Here is a 19,129-nt window from a genome sequence, read left to right on the forward strand (position 1 = left end):
GCGTGTCCAAGATGATGGTCTTTACGGGGAACGCCAACCCCGATCTGGCTCGGCGTGTCGTACGTCAGCTGCATATCCCTCTCGGTGACATCTCTGTCGGCAAGTTCTCCGACGGCGAAATTACTGCCGAGATCAATGAAAACGTCCGCGGTAAAGATGTCTTCATTATTCAGCCGACTTGCGCTCCGACCAACGATAATCTGATGGAACTGGTAGTGATGGCTGATGCCTTCCGCCGCTCCTCGGCTACTCGTATCACTGCTGTTATTCCTTACTTTGGTTATGCCCGTCAGGATCGCCGTCCGCGTTCCGCACGTGTAGCTATCAGCGCGAAAGTCGTGGCTGACATGCTTACCGTAGTCGGCATCGACCGTGTTCTCACGGTTGATCTGCATGCTGACCAGATCCAGGGTTTCTTCGATATTCCGGTAGATAACATCTACGGCTCCCCGGTTCTGGTGGATGACATTGAAGATCAGCGGTTCGAAAACCTGATGATCGTGTCCCCGGACATTGGCGGCGTCGTGCGTGCACGTGCTGTTGCCAAATCCCTGGGTGTGGATCTCGGGATCATCGACAAACGCCGTGAAAAAGCCAATCACTCTGAAGTGATGCATATCATCGGTGATGTCGAAGGGCGCACCTGTATTCTGGTCGATGACATGGTTGATACCGCCGGCACTCTGTGCCACGCGGCCAAGGCCCTGAAAGAGCATGGCGCTGCCAAGGTTTTCGCCTACTGCACACACCCTGTGCTGTCCGGTCGGGCGATCGAAAACATTGAAAATTCCATGCTGGACGAACTGGTGGTGACTAACACCATCCCGTTGTCCGCTGCTGCTCAAGCCTGCTCGCGTATCCGTCAACTGGATATCGCGCCGGTTGTTGCCGAAGCGGTCCGCCGCATCAGCAATGAAGAATCGATCAGCGCGATGTTCCGTTAAGGGCCCTGCCCTTCTCGAACATCTCGTTGACGAAAAGCGCCCCGCCCCGGCATTCCTGTCGGGGCGGGGCTTTTTTGCCCATATCGCCTTTAGCGCTGGTCGCAAACGCTGGGGCGAATGTGGTTATTTTGGAGATACAACATGAACGATTTTACTCTGAATGCTGAAGTGCGTTCCGACCTGGGGAAAGGTGCGAGCCGCCGCCTGCGTCGTCTCGCGAGCCTGGTTCCAGCTGTAGTTTACGGTGGCGAAAAAGCCCCTGAATCCATCAGCATGCTGGCTAAAGAAGTTGCCAAACTGCTCGAAAACGAAGCGGCTTACAGCCACATCATCGAGCTGAACGTTGGCGGCACCAAGCAAAACGTAATCATCAAGGCTCTGCAGCGTCACCCGGCCAAAGGCCACGTGATGCACGCTGACTTCGTACGCGTTGTAGCTGGCCAGAAACTGACCGCTATCGTGCCTGTACACTTTGTTGGTGAAGAAGCTCCGACCAAGAAAGGCGGCGAAATCTCGCACGTTGTTTCGGAAATCGAAGTGACCTGCCTGCCGAAAGACCTGCCTGAATTCATCGAAGTCGACCTGGCTAACGCCGAAATCGGCTCGATCATTCACCTGTCCGACCTCAAAGCCCCTAAAGGCGTTGAGTTTGTTGCTCTGGCACACGGCGATGACAAGGCTGTTGCCAACGTCCACGCTCCACGTGTTGCTCCAGAAGCTACTGAAGAAGGCGCAGCAGAGTAATTCACTCTGTGATGCCGGAGTGACCAGGTAACATCGCGGACTGGAACGTAGCGAGAAAGCGGGCGAGAACGCGGAGTTTACATAATGGTAAATGAGCACTTGTCGTCCACTTTCGCCGCACACCCTGATTGCGGCGATGTTATCCACCACTCCAAGGAAGGGCCCCTATCGTGACTGCCATCAAACTGATCGTTGGCCTGGGAAATCCAGGCGCTGAATACGAACAGACCCGGCATAACGCAGGGGCCCTTTTTGTTGAGCGCATCGCGAACGCACAAGGCGTGAACCTTGTGGCGGATCGTAAATATTTTGGCCTGACCGGGCGCTATTCGCATCAGGGTCAGGATGTTCGCCTGCTGATTCCCACCACCTACATGAACCGCAGCGGCCAGGCCGTAGCAGCTCTGGCAGGTTTCTTCCGCATAAAGCCTGAAGAAATTCTGGTGGCGCATGACGAACTCGACCTGCCTCCGGGTGTTGCCAAACTCAAACAGGGCGGCGGCCATGGCGGTCACAACGGGTTGCGCGACATCATCGCGCAACTGGGCAATCAGAATACCTTCTACCGCTTGCGGCTTGGCATTGGCCACCCGGGCGTAGCCAGTATGGTTTCAAATTTCGTCCTGGGTCGTGCGCCACGCGCCGAACAGGAAAAACTCGATGCCAGCATCGACTTTGCCCTCGGCGTGCTGCCGGATATCCTCGCCGGGGAATGGAACCGCGCGATGAAAAACCTGCACAGCCAGAAGGCCTGACTCTTATCCGAGGGGAAACACCATGGGATTCAATTGCGGCATCGTCGGCCTGCCTAACGTCGGCAAGTCCACCTTGTTCAACGCCCTGACCAAATCCGGGATCGCGGCCGAGAACTTCCCCTTCTGCACCATCGAACCGAACACCGGTATCGTGCCGATGCCGGATCCACGACTGGAGGCCCTGGCGGCCATCGTCAATCCAAAGCGCATCCTGCCGACCACCATGGAATTCGTCGACATCGCCGGCCTCGTTGCCGGCGCCTCGAAAGGTGAAGGCCTGGGCAACAAATTCCTCGCCAACATCCGTGAAACCGATGCCATCGCTCACGTGGTCCGCTGCTTCGAAGACGAGAACGTGATTCACGTCTCCAACAGCGTCGACCCGAAACGTGACATCGAAATCATCGACCTGGAACTGATCTTCGCCGACCTCGACAGCTGCGAGAAGCAACTGCAGAAAGTCGCCCGTAACGCCAAGGGTGGTGACAAGGATGCCGTGGTTCAAAAGGCATTGCTTGAGCAACTGATCGCTCACTTCACCCTCGGCAAGCCTGCTCGCACCCTGATGAAGAACATGGGCGCCGACGACAAAGCCGTGATTCGTGGCTTCCACCTGCTGACCACCAAGCCGGTCATGTACATTGCCAACGTGGCTGAAGACGGTTTCGAGAACAACCCGCTGCTGGACATCGTCAAAGCCATCGCCGAAGAAGAAGGCGCCATGGTGGTTCCGGTCTGCAACAAGATCGAAGCCGAAATCGCCGAACTCGAAGACGGTGAAGAGAAAGACATGTTCCTCGAAGCCCTGGGCCTCGAAGAACCCGGCCTGAACCGCGTGATCCGCGCTGGCTACGAAATGCTGCACCTGCAGACCTACTTCACCGCTGGTGTCGAAGAAGTCCGCGCCTGGACCGTCCGCGTCGGTGCCACCGCACCACAAGCTGCCGGCGTGATCCACACCGACTTCGAAAAAGGCTTCATCCGCGCTGAAGTCATCGCCTACGACGACTTCATCCAGTACAAGGGCGAAGCCGGTACCAAGGAAGCCGGTAAATGGCGTCTGGAAGGCAAGGATTACATCGTGAAAGACGGCGACGTGATGCACTTCCGTTTCAACGTGTAAAACACTGCCCTAGAAAAAGCCGCGTTCGATACGCGGCTTTTTTGTGCCTGAAACATTCTTCCACCACGCCACCGCCCCCTTGTAGGAGCGAGCTTGCTCGCGATGGAGTGTCAGTTAGCACTTACCTGTCTGACACACCATCGCGAGCAAGCTCGCTCCTACAGAGAATACGTGGGTTCAGGCATTTTTGGTTCTTGGCAGGAAGATCGCCAGCACACCCAACAACGGCAGGAACGAACACAAGTAGTACACATATTCAATGCCGTGGATGTCCGCCAGATGCCCCAGCAACGCCGCGCCAATCCCGCCGAAGCCAAACATCAGCCCGAAGAACACCCCGGCAATCATCCCGACATTGCCTGGCACCAGCTCCTGCGCATACACCACGATGGCCGAAAACGCCGACGCCAGGATGAAGCCGATCACCACGCTGAGAACGCTGGTCCAGAACAAATCAACGTGCGGCAAGATCAAGGTGAACGGCGCCACCCCAAGGATCGAAAACCAGATCACCGCCTTACGCCCGATCTTGTCGCCAATCGGTCCGCCGAAGAATGTCCCCGCCGCCACCGCTCCCAGAAACAGGAACAAATGCAGCTGCGAACTGGCCACCGACAGGTCGAATTTCTCGATCAGGTAGAAGGTGAAGTAGCTGGTGAAACTGGCCATGTAGAAGTACTTGGAGAACACCAGCAAGCCGAGCACAACCAGCGCACTGGTGACGCGGCCCTTCGACAAACCATGCGTTGCCGCCTGACCTTGCTTGAGCTTGAACAGGCTCAGGTGTTTGGCGTACCAGCGGCTGATCCGGTAGAGCACGAACAGCGCGAAAACCGCGAACAACCCGAACCATGCAACATGGCTCTGACCGAATGGAATGATGATTGCCGCCGCCAGCAATGGACCGAAGGCCGAGCCCGCGTTGCCGCCGACCTGGAAAGTCGATTGCGCCAGGCCAAATCGCCCGCCCGAGGCCAGTCGCGCCACGCGAGACGCTTCCGGGTGAAAGGTCGACGAGCCGATGCCGATTAACCCCGCCGCCAGCAGAATCATTGGGAAGCTGCCGACTACCGACATCATCAAAATCCCGATCAACGTGCACACCGTCCCCGCAGGAAGCAACCAGGGTTTGGGATGGCGATCGGTGTGGTAACCGACCCACGGCTGCAACAGCGAGGCGGTCAACTGGAAGGTCAGGGTGATCAGGCCGACCTGGGTGAAGGTCAGGCCATAGTTGGCCTTTAGCATCGGGTAGATCGACGGCAGCAGTGACTGGATCAGGTCGTTGATCAAATGCGCCAGCGCCACGGCGCCGATGATGCGCATGACTAGAGGGCTGCTTTGTGGAGTCGCGGATGCCGGCGTCGCGCCGGTCTGGACATTGCTGATAGCCATGGGAATTTCCAAACAACAGATGGGTGCACACGGGCAGGTGCGTCAATGTGCCATTTTTCAGTGCAGCAGCACCATCCCCTTAGCCAGCTAACGAACTAAATTCAGAGTTGATAGCTCAACGCCATGGTCTGAATCTTGCCTTGTTTATCTACTTCAACGCGGCGTCCTTACAAAGGGCACCGAGAATGGGAAGTTTCGCTACAGAGTCGGCCTACAGAGCGGACGAGGGTGAACTTTCGAGGCCTTTAAAAGGGGCACAAGTCGCGGTCGCAACGACCTCGACGCACGTGATTGGTGCGTGGTGTCCAGAGGAGTCATGGGGAATGCAGGCTTTTTTATCTCCGGGGATCGGGTTGCTGGGGCGTTTCGGCTTCGCTCGCAAGTTTCAGCTGCTGTTTCTGCTTTTTATCCTGCCACTCGCGGGCAGCCTGCTGATGATCGGCCAGGACTATCGCGCCAAACTGAACCTGATCTCCGGCGAGCGTGCCGGGGTCCGGCAACTGCTCGCGCTGGATGCGCTGGATAACCTGCTCGCCGCCCAGCGTGATCGCGCCGCGCGGTGGCGTGCCACCGAGACCAACCGCCAGCCGACACCGGCGACGCTCGCGGCGATGGCGGCGTTCGATGCGGTTCAGCCGGCTGTCGCGCAAGCCACCACGGACCTCGGCAACACCTTGCAAACCGAAGGTGCCGAGGGCGAAACCCTGGCCCGCTATCAAGCGTTGCAAACCGCGCTCAACGGTCTCGATTCGAAAAGCCTGAGCAGCGTCGGCTGGTGGCCGGACGGTTACGACCGTTTCACCAATGCCTTGAGCGCTCTGCAAGCCTTGCGTGAACAGATCGCCATGGACAATCGCCTGACGCTCGCACCGTGGCTGGAAACCTACCTGCTGACGCAGATCTCGACGCAACACGCGCCCGACCTGATCGAACGGGTCGGCCGTCTGGCCAGTGTCGGACAGGCTTCAGTGGTATCGGGTCAGTTCACCCTGCAAAGCCGTCTGCAACTGCGCGACCTGCGCAGCCGCATCGGCGATGCGCGCGAGCAGTTGGCTAAAACGGCGGGTCTGCTGGAAGCGCGTCTGCCCAGCGCCCTGCAGACTTGGGCCGGGCAATACCACGACAGCCTCAAGCACCTCGACGCCGAACTGAAAGTGCTCGATGACGGCGTGTTTGGCGGCAGCATCAAACTCAATCCCGAGGAATTCGAACGCAGTCTGGACGCCCTGCTCACCGACCTCGCCTCGTTGCGTCAGCAGTCATTGGTATCACTGGATCAGCGCCTGGATTACTACCATGCTTCGGCAATTCGCCAGTTCATAGTCGTGGCAGCGATCTTTGGCTGCCTGTTGCTGGCCGCGCTGTACTTGTTCATCTGCTTGCAGGCCTCGATCCGTCGCAGCGCCAGCGGGATCACGCTGCTGGCCGAAGCGTTGCGCGACGGCAATCTGAGCCTGCAAGTGCCGGTTGAAGGCCGCGACGAACTGGCGGCGATCAGCACCGCGCTAAACGTTGCGGTGGTACAACTGCGCAACAGCCTGTTGGGGGTCGATCACGAAACCTTGCAACTGAGTAACGCAGTGCGCACGCTCAACCATCATTCAAGCGGTGCGTTAGGCGAAGTCGAAGCGCAGCAATTGCAGATCAGTCAGATCGCTGCAGCGGCGACGCAATTGGCCGCCACGTCCCAAGGAGTTGCGCAGAGTTGCGAACAGGCGTCCGGCAGCGCTCAGCACACTCAGCGCATTGCCGCCGACAGCAGCCGCGACAGCCAACGCACGACGGCGAGCATTCAGCAGCTCAATCAGCGCTTGAACGACACGGCCGCGGCACTTGGGCGAGTCAGTGAGCAAGGGCAGCAGATTCAATTGGTGGTCGACACCATTCGCGGCGTCGCCGAGCAGACCAACCTGTTGGCGCTCAACGCAGCCATCGAAGCCGCTCGTGCGGGTGAACAGGGTCGTGGCTTTGCGGTTGTGGCCGATGAAGTGCGCAGCCTGTCGCAGCGTACCCAATCGTCCACCGCGCAGATCGCCGGCACCGTCGACAGTTTGCGTAACACGGTGAATGAAGCCGTGAGCCTGATGGAAGCCGCCTGCGGCCAGGCGCAATCCGATGCGCAAGCGGTCACCGGCCTCGGCGAGCGACTGGGGGAAATCGCCAGCGCCGTGCAAAGCGTCACCGACACATTGGCGCAGATCGCCACGGCGGTCGATGAGCAAGCGACGACTGCGGACGAAGTCAGCGGCAACATCCAGCAAGTCGATCAGGCGGCGGTACGCTTGCTCGAAGGCGCACGGGCGGTGAACCAGGCAGCGGACACCTTGAGCCAAGGCAGCAAGGCCCTGAGTGCCAATACCGGGAGATTCCAGCTCGGTTGACGCCCTCCTCCGGTCCGGTTTCCCGGCTCAGGTGGATAAGCGGTTGAAAGCGTAGAGAAATATTTTAGATTTACGCTTGACGCATCCGCATTACCGGTGAATAATGCGCGCCACTTGGCTACATAGCTCAGTTGGTTAGAGCATAGCATTCATAATGCTGGGGTCCGGGGTTCAAGTCCCTGTGTAGCCACCAAGTACTAAAAACGGCTTACCGAAAGGTAGGCCGTTTTTTTATGCCTCGAGAAAAGTGCCCCGCGGTTTGCGTCGATTCCTGTCCGCCGATAAAGTCCCAAGACTTTTCCCACGGACGGAGTGCCCCGCGTGTTCTCAGCCTTCCGCTTGAATCGCTATCGCCTGTCAGCCTTTTCGCTGATCGCCAGCGCGTTAACCCTTGCAGCGTGCCACGCTCCGCCCGCTTCGACGTTGCCGATTGCACCGGAAACCGCCTCGGGCTATCGCACCGACCTGCAGACCCGGTACGCCTCGAAACACATGGCGGCAGCGGCGAATCCGCTCGCCGCCGAAGCCGGAAGAGCGATGCTGCGTCAGGGTGGATCGGCAATCGATGCCGCCATCGCGATGCAAGCGGTGCTGACGCTGGTCGAACCGCAATCATCGGGCATCGGTGGTGGCGCGTTTATCGTGCTGTGGGACGGCAAGACCGTGCGCACTTACGACGGTCGTGAAACCGCGCCGGCCGGCGTCACCGAGAAACTGTTCCTGCAGGCCGACGGCAAACCGATGCCGTTCACTCAGGCGCAGATTGGCGGTCGTTCGGTGGGCACTCCGGGCGTGTTGCGAGCGCTGGAACTGGCCCATCAGAAAAACGGGCGGCTGCCCTGGGCGCAGCTGTTCGAGCCGGCGATCAGACTCGCAGAGCAAGGCTTCCCCCTCTCGCCACGCCTGCATCTGTTGATTGCTTCGGATTCGTCCATGCAGCGCTCGCCAGACATGATGGCGTACTTCCGGAACGCCGATGGCAGCCCGAAAGCCGTCGGCACCCGACTGAAAAACCCAGCGCTGGCCGCCGTGTTCAAGCGCATTGCCAAGGAAGGTCCTGATGCGTTGTACAAGGGCTCTATTGCGCAGGAAATCGTCGCCAAAGTTCAGGGCCACGCCAACCCCGGCAGCCTGTCGCTGAACGACCTCAACGGATACTCCGCCAAGGAACGCGCGCCGCTATGCACCGATTACAAACGCTGGCAGGTCTGCGGCATGCCGCCACCGTCATCGGGCGGAATCGCTGTGGCGCAGATTCTCGGCACCTTGCAGGCACTGGAAACCCGCGACCCGCGTTTCTCCCTGGCGCCCTTGAAACCGGTCGAGAGCACCCGACCCGCAGGTATCGAACCGCCCCCTGAAGCCGTGCACCTGATCTCCGAAGCCGAACGTCTCGCTTACGCCGACCGCGCGCTATACGTCGCCGACAACGATTTCGTCCCCGTCCCCGTCAAAGGCTTGGTGGACCCGACCTACCTGGCCCGCCGCGCCGCCCTGATCGGCGATCGCAGCATGGGCATGGCCAAACCCGGCACGCCGCCGGGGATTCAGGTCGCTTACGCGCCAGACCGTTCGCCGCTGCGCATTTCAACTTCGCAAGTGGTGGCGGTCGATGACCTGGGCGGTGCTGTGTCGATGACCACCACGGTCGAATCCGCCTTCGGCTCGCACCTGATGGTTCAGGGCTTTCTGCTCAATAACCAGATGACCGACTTCTCGTTCATCCCCGAAGAAAACGGGCTAAAAGTCGCCAACCGCGTCGAACCCGGCAAACGCCCACGCTCCTCCATGGCGCCCACCCTGATCTTTGATCGCCAGAATGGCGAATTCCTCGCCACCCTCGGCTCCCCCGGCGGCTCGCAAATCATTGAATACGTCGCCAAATCCACCGTCGGCCTGCTCGACTGGAACCTCGACCCGCAAACCGCCATCAATCTGCCCAACTTTGGCAGCCGCAACGGTCCGACCGAACTGGAACAGGGGCAGTTCAGTGCTGAGTTGATTCAGGCCTTGAGGGACAAAGGGCACAACGTAAGCGAGATAGATATGACCAGCGGGATTCAGGCGATTGTCCGGGTCAAGGATGCGCAGGGGAAAGCTTCGCTGGCCGGTGGGGCGGATCCGCGGCGCGAGGGGGAAGCGTTGGGGGATTGATCTATTCTGCATACCTGCCGAGAGTTTGATCAAGCCTGTGAAGCAGGCTTGATCTTCATCACACACTGCGTAACTACACGCTCACATACACCCAAGCTTCAATCCCGGACTCCAGCACCACGCTCACGCGTTTGTAATCGGAGACTTCATAACTGTCAGCAGCAACCAGCTCCTCGGCCGTGATCTGAAACACCATCCCGGGAATCGGCGCGCTGTTGTCGCCGCCCGGGCGAACGATCGGATGATGCGTCTTGCCGCTGGTGGCCAATACCTCGGGGTCGGTAATTTCCAACCACGCCTGTTCGTAACCCAACATCACGTCAGCACTGCCGCTCAGTTCACGTCCGAAGTTGGCTAGTTGCACAGCTTTGTCCTGCAAGGTGCCGTAGGAAAACAGATACACCGTTGAATTACTCATCCATGAATCCTTGATTGAATAGTCGCGCGCAGCCTAGCGAGAATCTTCAACGCCTGTCGCGCCTTGTGCTTCTCCAGCGCCAGTTTGCTCATTCAGAATTCCTCAACGATTGGCTACCAGGTGCGCGCCGAACAGCAGGTAGCAACTGCCGGCAAAGCGATCCAGCCATTTGCGTGAACGGTCGTAGACGCGCGCCATCCGACGGCTGGAAAACAGCAGCGCCACGCTGCAATACCAACTAAAGGACAAGGCCGCCATGGTCAGCACGGCCAGCGTCAGCAACGTCGGTGGCACGGACGCAGGCATGGCCGTCGCGAAGATGGTCGCGACGAACAGTGCGGATTTGGGGTTGGTCATGTTGCCCAGAAAACCCTGGCCATACACCGACAACAACGTGCGCCCTGTTCCGTCAATCGAGCCCGGATTGCCCGCAGCAACGGGCGGTTTACGCCTGAACTGTTTCAAGCCCAGATAGATCAGGTAACAGCCACCGGCAATCTTGAAGCTCAGGTAAAGCGTCGGCGCCGCACTGAACAACGACTTGATGCCCAGCCCGCCTGCAAGCCCCCACAGCACAGTGCCAGTGGCCACGCCCAATGCGGCCACCACGCCATGGCGCTTGGATTGACTGGCGGCCAGTTGCGCGATGTTGAAAAAATTTGGCCCCGGCGTCACCACCGCAACCATCCACAACAGCGCCAGCGACAACAACGGAGCGGCATAGCTCAGGTGGGAGTGTTCCATGGGGCGGGTCGCCTTCTTGGCCAGAGGATGTGCCACACAGTGCAACATTTGCCTTCGATTTTCTACTCGCGCGGGGCCTTCCATCGTTCAGAAGACAGACGACCGGTCACTGGGTTAACGTGTTCTGCATCGAGTTCCAGGCAACGATCACCATGACCAGGCACCCACCGCACAACGACTGGTTCCACCGCGCGCCGGATGTTACCGGGCTGCAGCGTTTCGAGGCGTTTTTTGCCGGCCATGGCTATGACCTGCATCGCCACGATACCTACGCCATCGGTCATACCCTCGCCGGCGTGCAGAGTTTTCAGTACCGCGGCGCCTGGCGCCACAGCCTGCCCGGCGCGACGATGGTGCTGCATCCGGACGAAATCCACGATGGGGAAGCCGGGACCGAGACCGGATTTCAATACCGGATGATGTACATCGAACCCGCATTGATTCAGCAGATGCTCGGCGGTCAGCCACTACCGTTCATCAAGAACGGGTTGTCAACCGATCCACGCTTGTTTGCCGCCACCAAAGTGCTGCTGCGCAGTCTCGACTGCCCCCTCGAACCACTCGAAGAGCAGGACGCGCTGTTCGATCTGGCGCAGGCCTTGAACAGCGCGGGTGGAGTCACCGCCAAGCGAGCAAACTTCGATTACATCGCAGCGGAGCGCGCGCGGGAATACATGCACAGCTCACTGGATAGCACCGTGACGCTGGAAGAACTGGCGCACCACAGCGGCAGGGATCGCTGGAGCCTGTCGCGGGATTTTCGCCTGTTGTTCGGCACCAGCCCTTACCGTTACTTGACCATGCGCCGCCTCGACCTGGTTCGTTCGCTGCTGATTCAGGGCCAGCCGCTGGTCAGCGCCGCGTTGATCGCCGGTTTCACCGATCAGAGCCACATGACCCGCCAGTTCAGCAAAACCTACGGTTTGTCGCCAGCGCGCTGGATGAAAATGCACCGCCGCTGAGCCACGCACAATCGTACAAGAAGCACGCCAATACGCTGGTTATCGTGGTTTCACGATCAACCACGAGAGCTGCTCCATGAAAGCCTACGAAAGCCTGAACTTCGCCGAAAAAATCTCCCGGATCGGCGCGCACTGGACACCTCGCGTCATTGCCGAAATGAACGACTATCAGTTCAAGGTGGTGAAGCTGCTGGGGGATTTCATCTGGCACGACCACCTTGATACCGACGAAGCCTTCATCGTTCTCGAAGGCCAGTTGCGCATCGATTTTCGCGATGGCCACGTGCTGGTGAACGCCGGTGAAATGTATGTGGTATCCAAGGGGGTCGAGCACAAACCGTTTGCCGAGCAGGAGGTGAAACTCCTGCTAATCGAGCCTCGGGGCGTGTTGAACACCGGTGACAAGGGTGGCGAGCGCACGGCCGAGAATAACGTCTGGGTGTGAAGTCTTACGGCTGCAAGGCTTTACCAACCACCGGATCGCCTATCTTCAGGAAATGCCCGCCCGCCACGTGGTGCAAGGTGCGCAACGCATCATGCCCCTCGAAGTGCCAGCGACCGTCACTGAACACGCGCTCGTCCGCCTGAGCGGCGATCACCTCGGCCAGGAACAGATCGTACTGTTGGTGGTTGCCGGGCTCCGGCAACAGTCGGCATTCCAGCCAGGCCACGCAGCCTTCGAGCATCGGCGCATCGATCTGCTCGCCGCTGAATGTCTGCAAGTCATAGGTCTGGAATTTGTCCCTGCCCTGACTTTGAGTCAGCTCTAGGCCGGACGTCGAGCCAACTGTTTGCACGATATCGGCCTGGGCGGCGCAAGGCACGTTCAGCACGAACGTGCCCGACGCTTCCAGCAGTTGTCGGGTCCAGGTGGACTTGTCCAGCACCACGGCAATTTTCGGCGGTTCAAAATCCAGGGGCATGGCCCAGGCCGCCGCCATGATGTTGCGCTGCCCGTCATGGGCCGCGCTGACCAGCACGGTCGGCCCATGATTGAGCAGACGATAAGCCTTGGACAAGGGAACCGGACGGCGGTGGGAAGCGCTCATGGACATCTGCTCCTGGGAAAAAAACCGATTGTATCGATTTCCACCCGGTTGGCAGGCATCAACTCGACAGCTGATTGGCGAACTGCCCGACCGCATTCACCACTTTCTGCGCGCCGTCCTGAATCTCGACAATCACCGTGCCCGCCTCTGCCGCCAGGGCCAGCCCCTGTTCGGCCTGGAGCTTGCCGTCAGTCATCAGGGATACCGCGTTGCGCGCCATGTCCTGGTTCTGACGCACCACCAAGACAATTTCATCGGTGGCCTGACTGGTGCGCGAAGCCAGTTGCCGGACCTCGTCCGCCACCACGGCAAAACCGCGCCCCTGCTCACCGGCCCGGGCCGCTTCGATGGCCGCGTTGAGCGCCAGCAGGTTGGTCTGTTCGGCAATGCCACTGATGGTTTTGACGATGGTGCCGATCACCAGCGATTGCTCGTTCAGCGCTTCGATGCCGTCGCCGGCGGTTTGCATGTGTTTGGCCAGATCGCGCATCACGTTCACCGCCTGAGTCACCACGGCCGTGCCGCGCTGGGCGCTTTGATCGGTTTTCTGCGAGGTGCCGTAGGCAATGTTGGCCGCTTCGGCGGCCGCCTGTTCCTGATTGACCTGATCGGTGATAACCGTGGCGAACTTCACCACTTTGTAGAGCTTGTTGTTGGCATCGACCACAGGGTTGTAGGACGCCTCCAGCCAGACCGTACGCCCGTGGTTGTCGACGCGCTTGAAGCGGCCAGCCACGAATTCGCCGGCATTCAGGCGACGCCAGAAGTTCTGATACTCGGCGCTGTTGTACTCCTGCGCTTCGCAGAAGGTGCGGTGATGTTTGCCCTTGATCTGCGCCAGGCTGCAACCCATGCCGTTGAGGAACCGCTCATTGGCTGTGAGCACGTTGCCATTGAGGTCGAACTCGATCACCGCCGTCGAGCGCACCAGCGCACCGATCAGGTTCTCGTGCTCACGGGATGCCTCGATGGTGCGAGTCAGGTCGCTGGAAAAAATCGAGAAATGCTTGATCCGCCCGTCCGAGGAACGCACCGGCTGCACGATCGAGCGTAACCAGGCTTCCTGGCCATCACCACGCAGCAGGCGCACCGCACCGGCATAATGCTCGCCACGGGTCAGCGCAGCCTTGAAACGGTGGTGGAATTCATCGGACTTCACGTGGGACGGCACTATGTCTTCGATCGGGCGATCGATCAGGTCGTGGCCCTTATAAAGCATCTCGCGGATGAAATTCTGGTTGGCCGACTGAATTCGCCCATCGGGATCAAGGTTCAGGACCAGCATCTCGCTTTCCAGACTTTCCTTCACTTGCTGAAGGCTGGAGAGTTCTTCGCGAAGAGCCGACAACTCTTGCTTCAAGCGTTTGTTGAACATGGGAAAGCACCGATGGGCAGGGATAGAAAGCGGTATGCAGCCTAACCATCGGCCTAGGGGATGTTTTCTGAAGAGTGTTTCAGGGTTGTCCTACAAAAATAGTTGGGCATACGGGTGCGCCCCCTGCTGCCAGCCGGCTACTGAACTCGCTGCAGAATTCGTGACAACCTAAATTCTCGAGATAGCTCCGTGGGGAAAATGCTCATACGCTACGTTTTCCCGTCCGATTCACCCGCTGTACCTCGGCAAAAATCTCGGTGATCGGCCGTCGTGGGTGACGTTTTTGCAGGGCTCGGACCTGTTCGCTCAGGTGCAGCAACTCTTCGCTCGGTTTCGCCCATTGTTCCTTCGGCAGCGGCTCGGACCATTCACGCATCACGTCGGGCATGGCCTGCGGGCCTATTTTCTGAAGGCGGCGGACCTCCCATTCGACCAGGTGGTTGGGAATCGTCCACAACGTCATGATGTGGTACAGGTACCAGAAAAATCCCGAGATCCGGTTGCGCTGGCCGTCGCGTATTTGCTGGTGCATTCGCGCTCGGGCGTTGTGGAAGGTGTGCAAGCCTTCGCGGGATGGGTCGTCGGGGCCTTGCAGGTCTTGCAGGTCCTGGATCGATTTGAGGTCGTGGATTTCGTATTCCATGTAGCCGCGGATGGCTTCCCAGTGGCTGATGGCGATGGAGAGGCCGAAACAGGGGAACTCGACGCTGGTCAGGGTCTCGCCGTGCTGGAAACCGATGCCCATGCCGTACTGGCGGTGGATGCCGTATTGGGTGGCGCCCTGGGCTTCGATGATCCATGCCGAGAGGGATTCCCAAGGGACGAAGACGGGTTCGGTGGCGTCTTCGGGCATGAAGCAGACTTCGCGGCGTTGGCGGTTGAAGCGGGTGGGGATGATGGTGAGGCGTTTTTTGTGGTTGTGGTACCAGACGGCTAGGCCGATGAGTAGCGTCCAAAAGCCGGTTTGCAAGGCGAGCGGGTAGGACACATGGAAGATCCCTTCGATGGCGTGAGAGATATCGTCCCAACCCATTCCAAACAAAAAAAACAGGAAGCCGCCAATGAGTGGAAATAGGAATGCAATCATAAAGGCGCCAGTCAATGGTCCGCCTAACGTTATTTGCCACATAAATACTTGGGGTGATCCCAGCCCAAAATCCATGTACACATCATTTAATTCCCCGATATGAGGACCATGTGGCGGCATGGTCGTCGGCAGTGGCAGCGGCGCGAGATGGGTGAGTCTGCCGCTGGGAAACGGCTCGACATCACCGGCATTACGAGGATGCTCAGGAACCGGACCAGGCATTGGGATATCACTCTCTGTGGGCATGATCGGCCGACTCCAGCAGATGGGGTTCAACCAGTAACAACGGTGGGTACTCGCTGACGGATTGAAGCGGCAGTACCGGGAAACGCCCTGTACTGTGAGGGTTGATTCGAATGACTTGGGTGCGTGGCATCCAGACCCCGTTGGCGCTCAGGGTCTCGACACAGACCGCCAGTTCCAGCGTTTCAGACGCGGGGGTAAACTCGGTGTCAGGATTCACGGGATAGCGCAGGCACAGCACCAGCCAATCTGGCTCTGCTTGCACGAGCCGCAAACTGGCCATCACCTCATCGCTGATGACGTCCTTGCGCTCCTGTGGCACACCTCGACTGTGGAAGGGCACGGCAAGGCGCCGGGCACCAATCCCCAATCGATGAGCCGGTTTACCGCTGAGAGGCGGCTGGAAGTCACTGAGATTGAACCTTGGCAGGACCAGATGAATGTCACTGGGTTTGGCTTTCAGCAGCAAGTTTTTCAGCCACGAGTCATGTTCATTCGGACCCAGTTGCGCATACGGCGCGTTGAGTAAATAGTCCAGATAGCGCTGATATTCATCCAGGGTGTGGTTACCGCGATGATCGGCACCTAGACTCCATGGCGTGGTTTTCAGCCATTTGTCGTGGGCGCTGAGGTTGTAGCGGTTGTATAACCAAGTTCCCCCCAGCTCCAATACGGTGAACAGGGCGCCGGCCAGGTTGAACCGGAAGAACACCGTGGACAAACGTGTGCCCGCGGCAGCCCAAGCCGCCGTTCTTGCCGCAGCGTTTCCGGCAACCACTACGGTATATCCGGCGTGTAAGGTGTGACCAAATCCATAAGCATTAACAGCCGTCATGCCACCCGCACCCAGTGTGGCCAACGCGGCGCTACGCTGTTCGCCGCGATCTCCGGTACGTGTCGCCTGCTGCCATTTCTGTTGTTGGGAGTTGAGGCTGACGGCTGAAGATGCAAAACCAAAAAGGTAGGTGAAAAAACCCAACCCCACATGCATCTTCCCCATCTGCACATGCACATTCTGCAAAGCATGGTGTTGAAGTCCCGCAATAAGTTCTGGGGTACGTGCCTTCAAAGCTGTATCCGCCAGACTCTGCGCCGCCGTGAATCCCGCAGCACCGGTAGCCGCCAGCGCGTTGGCCAAAGGCATCCATACCCGCTTGTTCCTCGATTGATGAGTCAGCTCCCTCACGACGGAAACCAAATTCACCCCCTGCACCAAAAACACCAACAACCCCATCCCCTCGCTTCTTATCAACTTCCCATTCGGCACCGAACTCACCCCGATCCGAATATCCTTCAACAAACTCCGCACCTCCAGCTGCTGCGCCGGCGGAAACAGCGCCGTCACCCCCGCCCGGGCCTGGGTCGCGCCGTACAGCCGCACCGACTGATCCGGCAGTTCCACAATCGGACTCAACGCCCCGGCCAGTCGCCCTTCAAGCTGCGTCAACTGCCCGCGCACCCGCACGATCTCGCCCTGCAACTCCACCGCCCGTGGCGTCTTGTGCCCTTGGCGATTTTTGTTGTGGGTGAGCTGGTTGCGTTCGCGGATCAGGGTTTTCAGGTAGTCGCGCTCCCTGAGCAGTTCCTTGAGGGTGGTTTGCAACGCCGCGTGTTCCGCCGGGCTGGCGACGGTGAAGGTCACGCCGGTGGTTTTTGCGGCGTCGAGGATCCGTACCGACAAGGCCTTGGGCAGTTGCCGAAACAGCTCGTCAAGGTCGGAGATTTTCTCGCCCGTCAGGTCGAACCTTTGCAGCGCCCGGCTCAGGCCCAGGTTCAGCGCGGGGCTGAGGCTGTGCTGGGCGGCGTCGGCGACGACACGGGTGTGATCGGGCAAGTTGTCGAGCGCCGGCAATCCCGGCTGTTCGATTTTTTCCAACTCGGCCAACCAGTGCGGCAGGTTGTTGAACATACCCATGCCGGCGTTGAACAGCGTGGCGTATTGCGCGGCTTTCTCAGGCTGCAGGCGCAAGGGCAAAGTGTAGAACAGCGGTCGGGTCAGTTCCGGGTGTTTCTCCAGATACCCAAGCAGGACTTCGCTGGCGTGGTCACTGCGGCAGATGTCCTTGAGGCAGGCGTATTCGGCGGTCAAGGCCTGGTGCAGTTGTTGTTGATCTTGCGCGTCGTAGTACCAGGCCGAGCGGTGGAAGCGACCGGCAACCACCAGCATCGTGCGGTCGGCGGTGAGGCGATCGAGCATCCGGTTCCAGCGACTCAGGTTGTCGCGATGCTGCGACAGCGCCGCGTCCATGGCCGGGCGGTCGATGAAATCATTGATCCCGCGTTTGCCACTGAAACTGGAACCTTCGAGCACATCGATGATGCGTTTGTCCTGCTCTTGGCCGAGCTTTATCAGGGTATCAAGGTGACGTTCGACGAAGTCGTCAGGTGCCACGTTGAAGTGCTGGCGGGTGTAGTAACGGCGGTCGGCCTCGTCACTGGCGCGGCTGTGCGCGGTGAAGTCGGGGGTGGCGCCCTGGTATTTGGCGAATTTAAACGCTTCGGCATGGGCTTCTTTGCGCAACTGCTCCAGTTCCGCGGGCACCGGGGCGTCCCGCGACTCGGTCTTGCCACCCTTGTTCAAATAATCCAACAAGGCTTGACGGGTGTGTTCCCGATCCGGTTCCGGCAACTGTTCCAGATCGGCGAACAACCCCTTGTTCGCCGGGTGATCACTAGCGTCGGCCAGGTTGCCGAAGTCCGCCACGCTGAGCTGGCTGAGGGACTCGATGTAACAGGCCAGCAAGTAATCACGTTCGTGGGTGCCGGCATTGCTCCACTCATCGACCCAGCCGACCACAGTGTCTTGATACTCGGCCAGATCTCGCAACACGCCGAGGTCATCCTGCACCACGAGAAACAGCGTGTCGTCCTGATAAGGCCCGCGCACCTGACCCAGCAACTCGCCCATGTGCGCCTCGCGAAAACGTCTTGGTTGTTCCCACAAGTAAGGTTCACGTTCGTGCGCGGGGGTGTCGCTGACGTGCACCGTCGGCAGCCGCACCGCGTCTGGCGGCGACGCGGCTTCCTGCTCGGCACGGTCTTGCGCGGCTTGCGCCTGTTGCGCCGGAACGGTCGCGATCTCCGCCAGCCACTGTTTGCCTTGCCCGACCGTGAGCAAATGCGTACCCCCGGTTTCACAATCCACCGGGCCGAGATCGATAACCTGCATGAAGTGCTCGCGTTCCTCGCGACTGTCGAGCACTTGCGCGCATTTCGCCGCCGTCCATTGCACTTCCGCGAAGGTCACATACAACGTGCTGCGCCTCGAAAATATCAGCGCCGGCCGCTCCTCGATGGGCGTGCGCTGATCATCATCGACCTTGGCGCCCTTGTGCAGCAGAGCGCTGATCAGCCCGTTGAGGACCTGATATTCGTGAAGGTGACCGGTAACGCTCTCGATGACATACAACCAGCCATCGCGCAGTAAACGAATGCCCAACGGACGCGTGGTGAGGGCGTAGGGCAGCTTCAGATTGGCACTGGGGTCGAGGGGCTTTTCCACCAGTCCATAACGCATGGGCAACAGCTGCACATGGGTTTTCTGTAGCGGGCAGGCACCAAGTGAGCCGATGGCGGTTTTCGACGCGGCCGCCGCCGCAAGGTTGGCGGGGTGGGTCATGGGCGCCCCCCGCAATCGACTGGATTGATAGCGCTGAACATCCACATTTCCTTGTGTCTATTTCAAGACAAGGAACTTTGCGGAAATCTACTCAGCGGTAATGTCAGACAAATCGATAATTAGCGTAGGACGGCTC

At 59.3% G+C, this 19,129-nt stretch carries 15 protein-coding genes, 1 tRNA gene and 1 pseudogene; 9 read left to right on the top strand and 8 right to left on the bottom strand.

Annotated elements, in window-relative coordinates; translation table 11 throughout:
- Positions 1-2: 2 nt before the first annotated feature.
- The 4 genes from ACYZT9_RS22410 to ychF all read left to right on the top strand — a co-directional run bounded on the left by ACYZT9_RS22410 (position 3) and on the right by ychF (position 3,566).
- Positions 3-944 carry a ribose-phosphate pyrophosphokinase gene (locus ACYZT9_RS22410; RefSeq protein WP_003208392.1) on the top strand — a complete coding sequence of 314 codons (942 nt, stop codon included), beginning with the start codon at positions 3-5 and terminating at the stop codon, positions 942-944.
- A 141-nt stretch (positions 945-1,085) separates the two neighbouring features.
- Positions 1,086-1,688: a 50S ribosomal protein L25/general stress protein Ctc gene (locus ACYZT9_RS22415; RefSeq protein ID WP_274074158.1), complete on the top strand. Its 603-nt coding sequence runs from the start codon at positions 1,086-1,088 to the stop codon at positions 1,686-1,688.
- Positions 1,689-1,858: 170 nt separating this feature from the next.
- Positions 1,859-2,443: an aminoacyl-tRNA hydrolase gene (pth, locus tag ACYZT9_RS22420; protein WP_008037207.1), complete on the top strand. Its 585-nt coding sequence runs from the start codon at positions 1,859-1,861 to the stop codon at positions 2,441-2,443.
- A gap of 22 nt (positions 2,444-2,465) precedes the next feature.
- A complete protein-coding gene (ychF, locus tag ACYZT9_RS22425; RefSeq protein WP_007905794.1) occupies positions 2,466-3,566 on the top strand; it encodes a redox-regulated ATPase YchF in 1,101 nt (366 codons plus the stop codon).
- A 177-nt stretch (positions 3,567-3,743) separates the two neighbouring features.
- On the opposite strand, the gene ACYZT9_RS22430 is transcribed toward ychF, so the two are convergent.
- Complete coding sequence (locus ACYZT9_RS22430; protein ID WP_462007468.1) at positions 3,744-4,961, bottom strand: MFS transporter; 1,218 nt, start codon at positions 4,959-4,961, stop codon at positions 3,744-3,746.
- A 323-nt stretch (positions 4,962-5,284) separates the two neighbouring features.
- Here ACYZT9_RS22430 and ACYZT9_RS22435 point away from each other — a divergent pair, with 323 nt between their 5' ends.
- The 3 genes from ACYZT9_RS22435 (at position 5,285) to ggt (ending at position 9,496) form a co-directional block, all read left to right on the top strand.
- Entirely contained in the window at positions 5,285-7,342 is a 2,058-nt protein-coding gene (locus ACYZT9_RS22435) for a methyl-accepting chemotaxis protein (protein WP_462007469.1), read from the top strand.
- Between the two features lie 116 nt (positions 7,343-7,458).
- Positions 7,459-7,535, top strand: a tRNA-Met gene (locus ACYZT9_RS22440).
- 128 nt (positions 7,536-7,663) lie between these two features.
- Positions 7,664-9,496: a gamma-glutamyltransferase gene (gene ggt / locus ACYZT9_RS22445; RefSeq protein WP_462007470.1), complete on the top strand. Its 1,833-nt coding sequence runs from the start codon at positions 7,664-7,666 to the stop codon at positions 9,494-9,496.
- Positions 9,497-9,569: 73 nt separating this feature from the next.
- On the opposite strand, the gene ACYZT9_RS22450 is transcribed toward ggt, so the two are convergent.
- Together ACYZT9_RS22450 and ACYZT9_RS22455 are read right to left on the bottom strand one after the other, a co-directional pair.
- Positions 9,570-9,914, bottom strand: coding sequence for a gamma-glutamylcyclotransferase family protein (locus ACYZT9_RS22450; RefSeq protein ID WP_462007471.1), 345 nt, complete (start codon positions 9,912-9,914; stop codon positions 9,570-9,572).
- 102 nt (positions 9,915-10,016) lie between these two features.
- Positions 10,017-10,658: a LysE family translocator gene (locus ACYZT9_RS22455; protein ID WP_462007472.1), complete on the bottom strand. Its 642-nt coding sequence runs from the start codon at positions 10,656-10,658 to the stop codon at positions 10,017-10,019.
- Between the two features lie 152 nt (positions 10,659-10,810).
- On the opposite strand from ACYZT9_RS22455, the gene ACYZT9_RS22460 reads away from it, so the two are divergent.
- Both ACYZT9_RS22460 and ACYZT9_RS22465 read left to right on the top strand, forming a co-directional pair.
- Positions 10,811-11,620 (top strand): AraC family transcriptional regulator, encoded by an 810-nt coding sequence (locus ACYZT9_RS22460; protein WP_462007473.1) that lies wholly within the window; start codon positions 10,811-10,813, stop codon positions 11,618-11,620.
- A gap of 76 nt (positions 11,621-11,696) precedes the next feature.
- Positions 11,697-12,065 carry a cupin domain-containing protein gene (locus tag ACYZT9_RS22465; protein WP_462007474.1) on the top strand — a complete coding sequence of 123 codons (369 nt, stop codon included), beginning with the start codon at positions 11,697-11,699 and terminating at the stop codon, positions 12,063-12,065.
- A 4-nt stretch (positions 12,066-12,069) separates the two neighbouring features.
- Here the strand turns inward: ACYZT9_RS22465 and ACYZT9_RS22470 are convergent, their stop codons facing one another.
- From ACYZT9_RS22470 to ACYZT9_RS22490, 5 genes and pseudogenes are all read right to left on the bottom strand, one after another.
- Positions 12,070-12,669: a flavin reductase family protein gene (locus ACYZT9_RS22470; protein ID WP_462007475.1), complete on the bottom strand. Its 600-nt coding sequence runs from the start codon at positions 12,667-12,669 to the stop codon at positions 12,070-12,072.
- Positions 12,670-12,727: 58 nt separating this feature from the next.
- Positions 12,728-13,336 (bottom strand): methyl-accepting chemotaxis protein, encoded by a 609-nt coding sequence (locus ACYZT9_RS22475; protein ID WP_462010273.1) that lies wholly within the window; start codon positions 13,334-13,336, stop codon positions 12,728-12,730.
- Positions 13,316-14,044: pseudogene (locus ACYZT9_RS22480) on the bottom strand (PAS domain-containing protein); the annotation flags it as partial. The pseudogene ACYZT9_RS22480 and the gene ACYZT9_RS22475, both read right to left, overlap by 21 nt.
- 202 nt (positions 14,045-14,246) lie before the next feature.
- Positions 14,247-15,032, bottom strand: a complete 786-nt coding sequence (locus tag ACYZT9_RS22485) for a hypothetical protein (protein ID WP_462007476.1) — start codon at positions 15,030-15,032, stop codon at positions 14,247-14,249.
- A 328-nt stretch (positions 15,033-15,360) separates the two neighbouring features.
- Positions 15,361-18,993, bottom strand: a complete 3,633-nt coding sequence (locus ACYZT9_RS22490) for a toxin VasX (protein ID WP_462007477.1) — start codon at positions 18,991-18,993, stop codon at positions 15,361-15,363.
- Positions 18,994-19,129 lie beyond the last annotated feature (136 nt).

The organism is Pseudomonas sp. ZT5P21 (assembly GCF_054897785.1).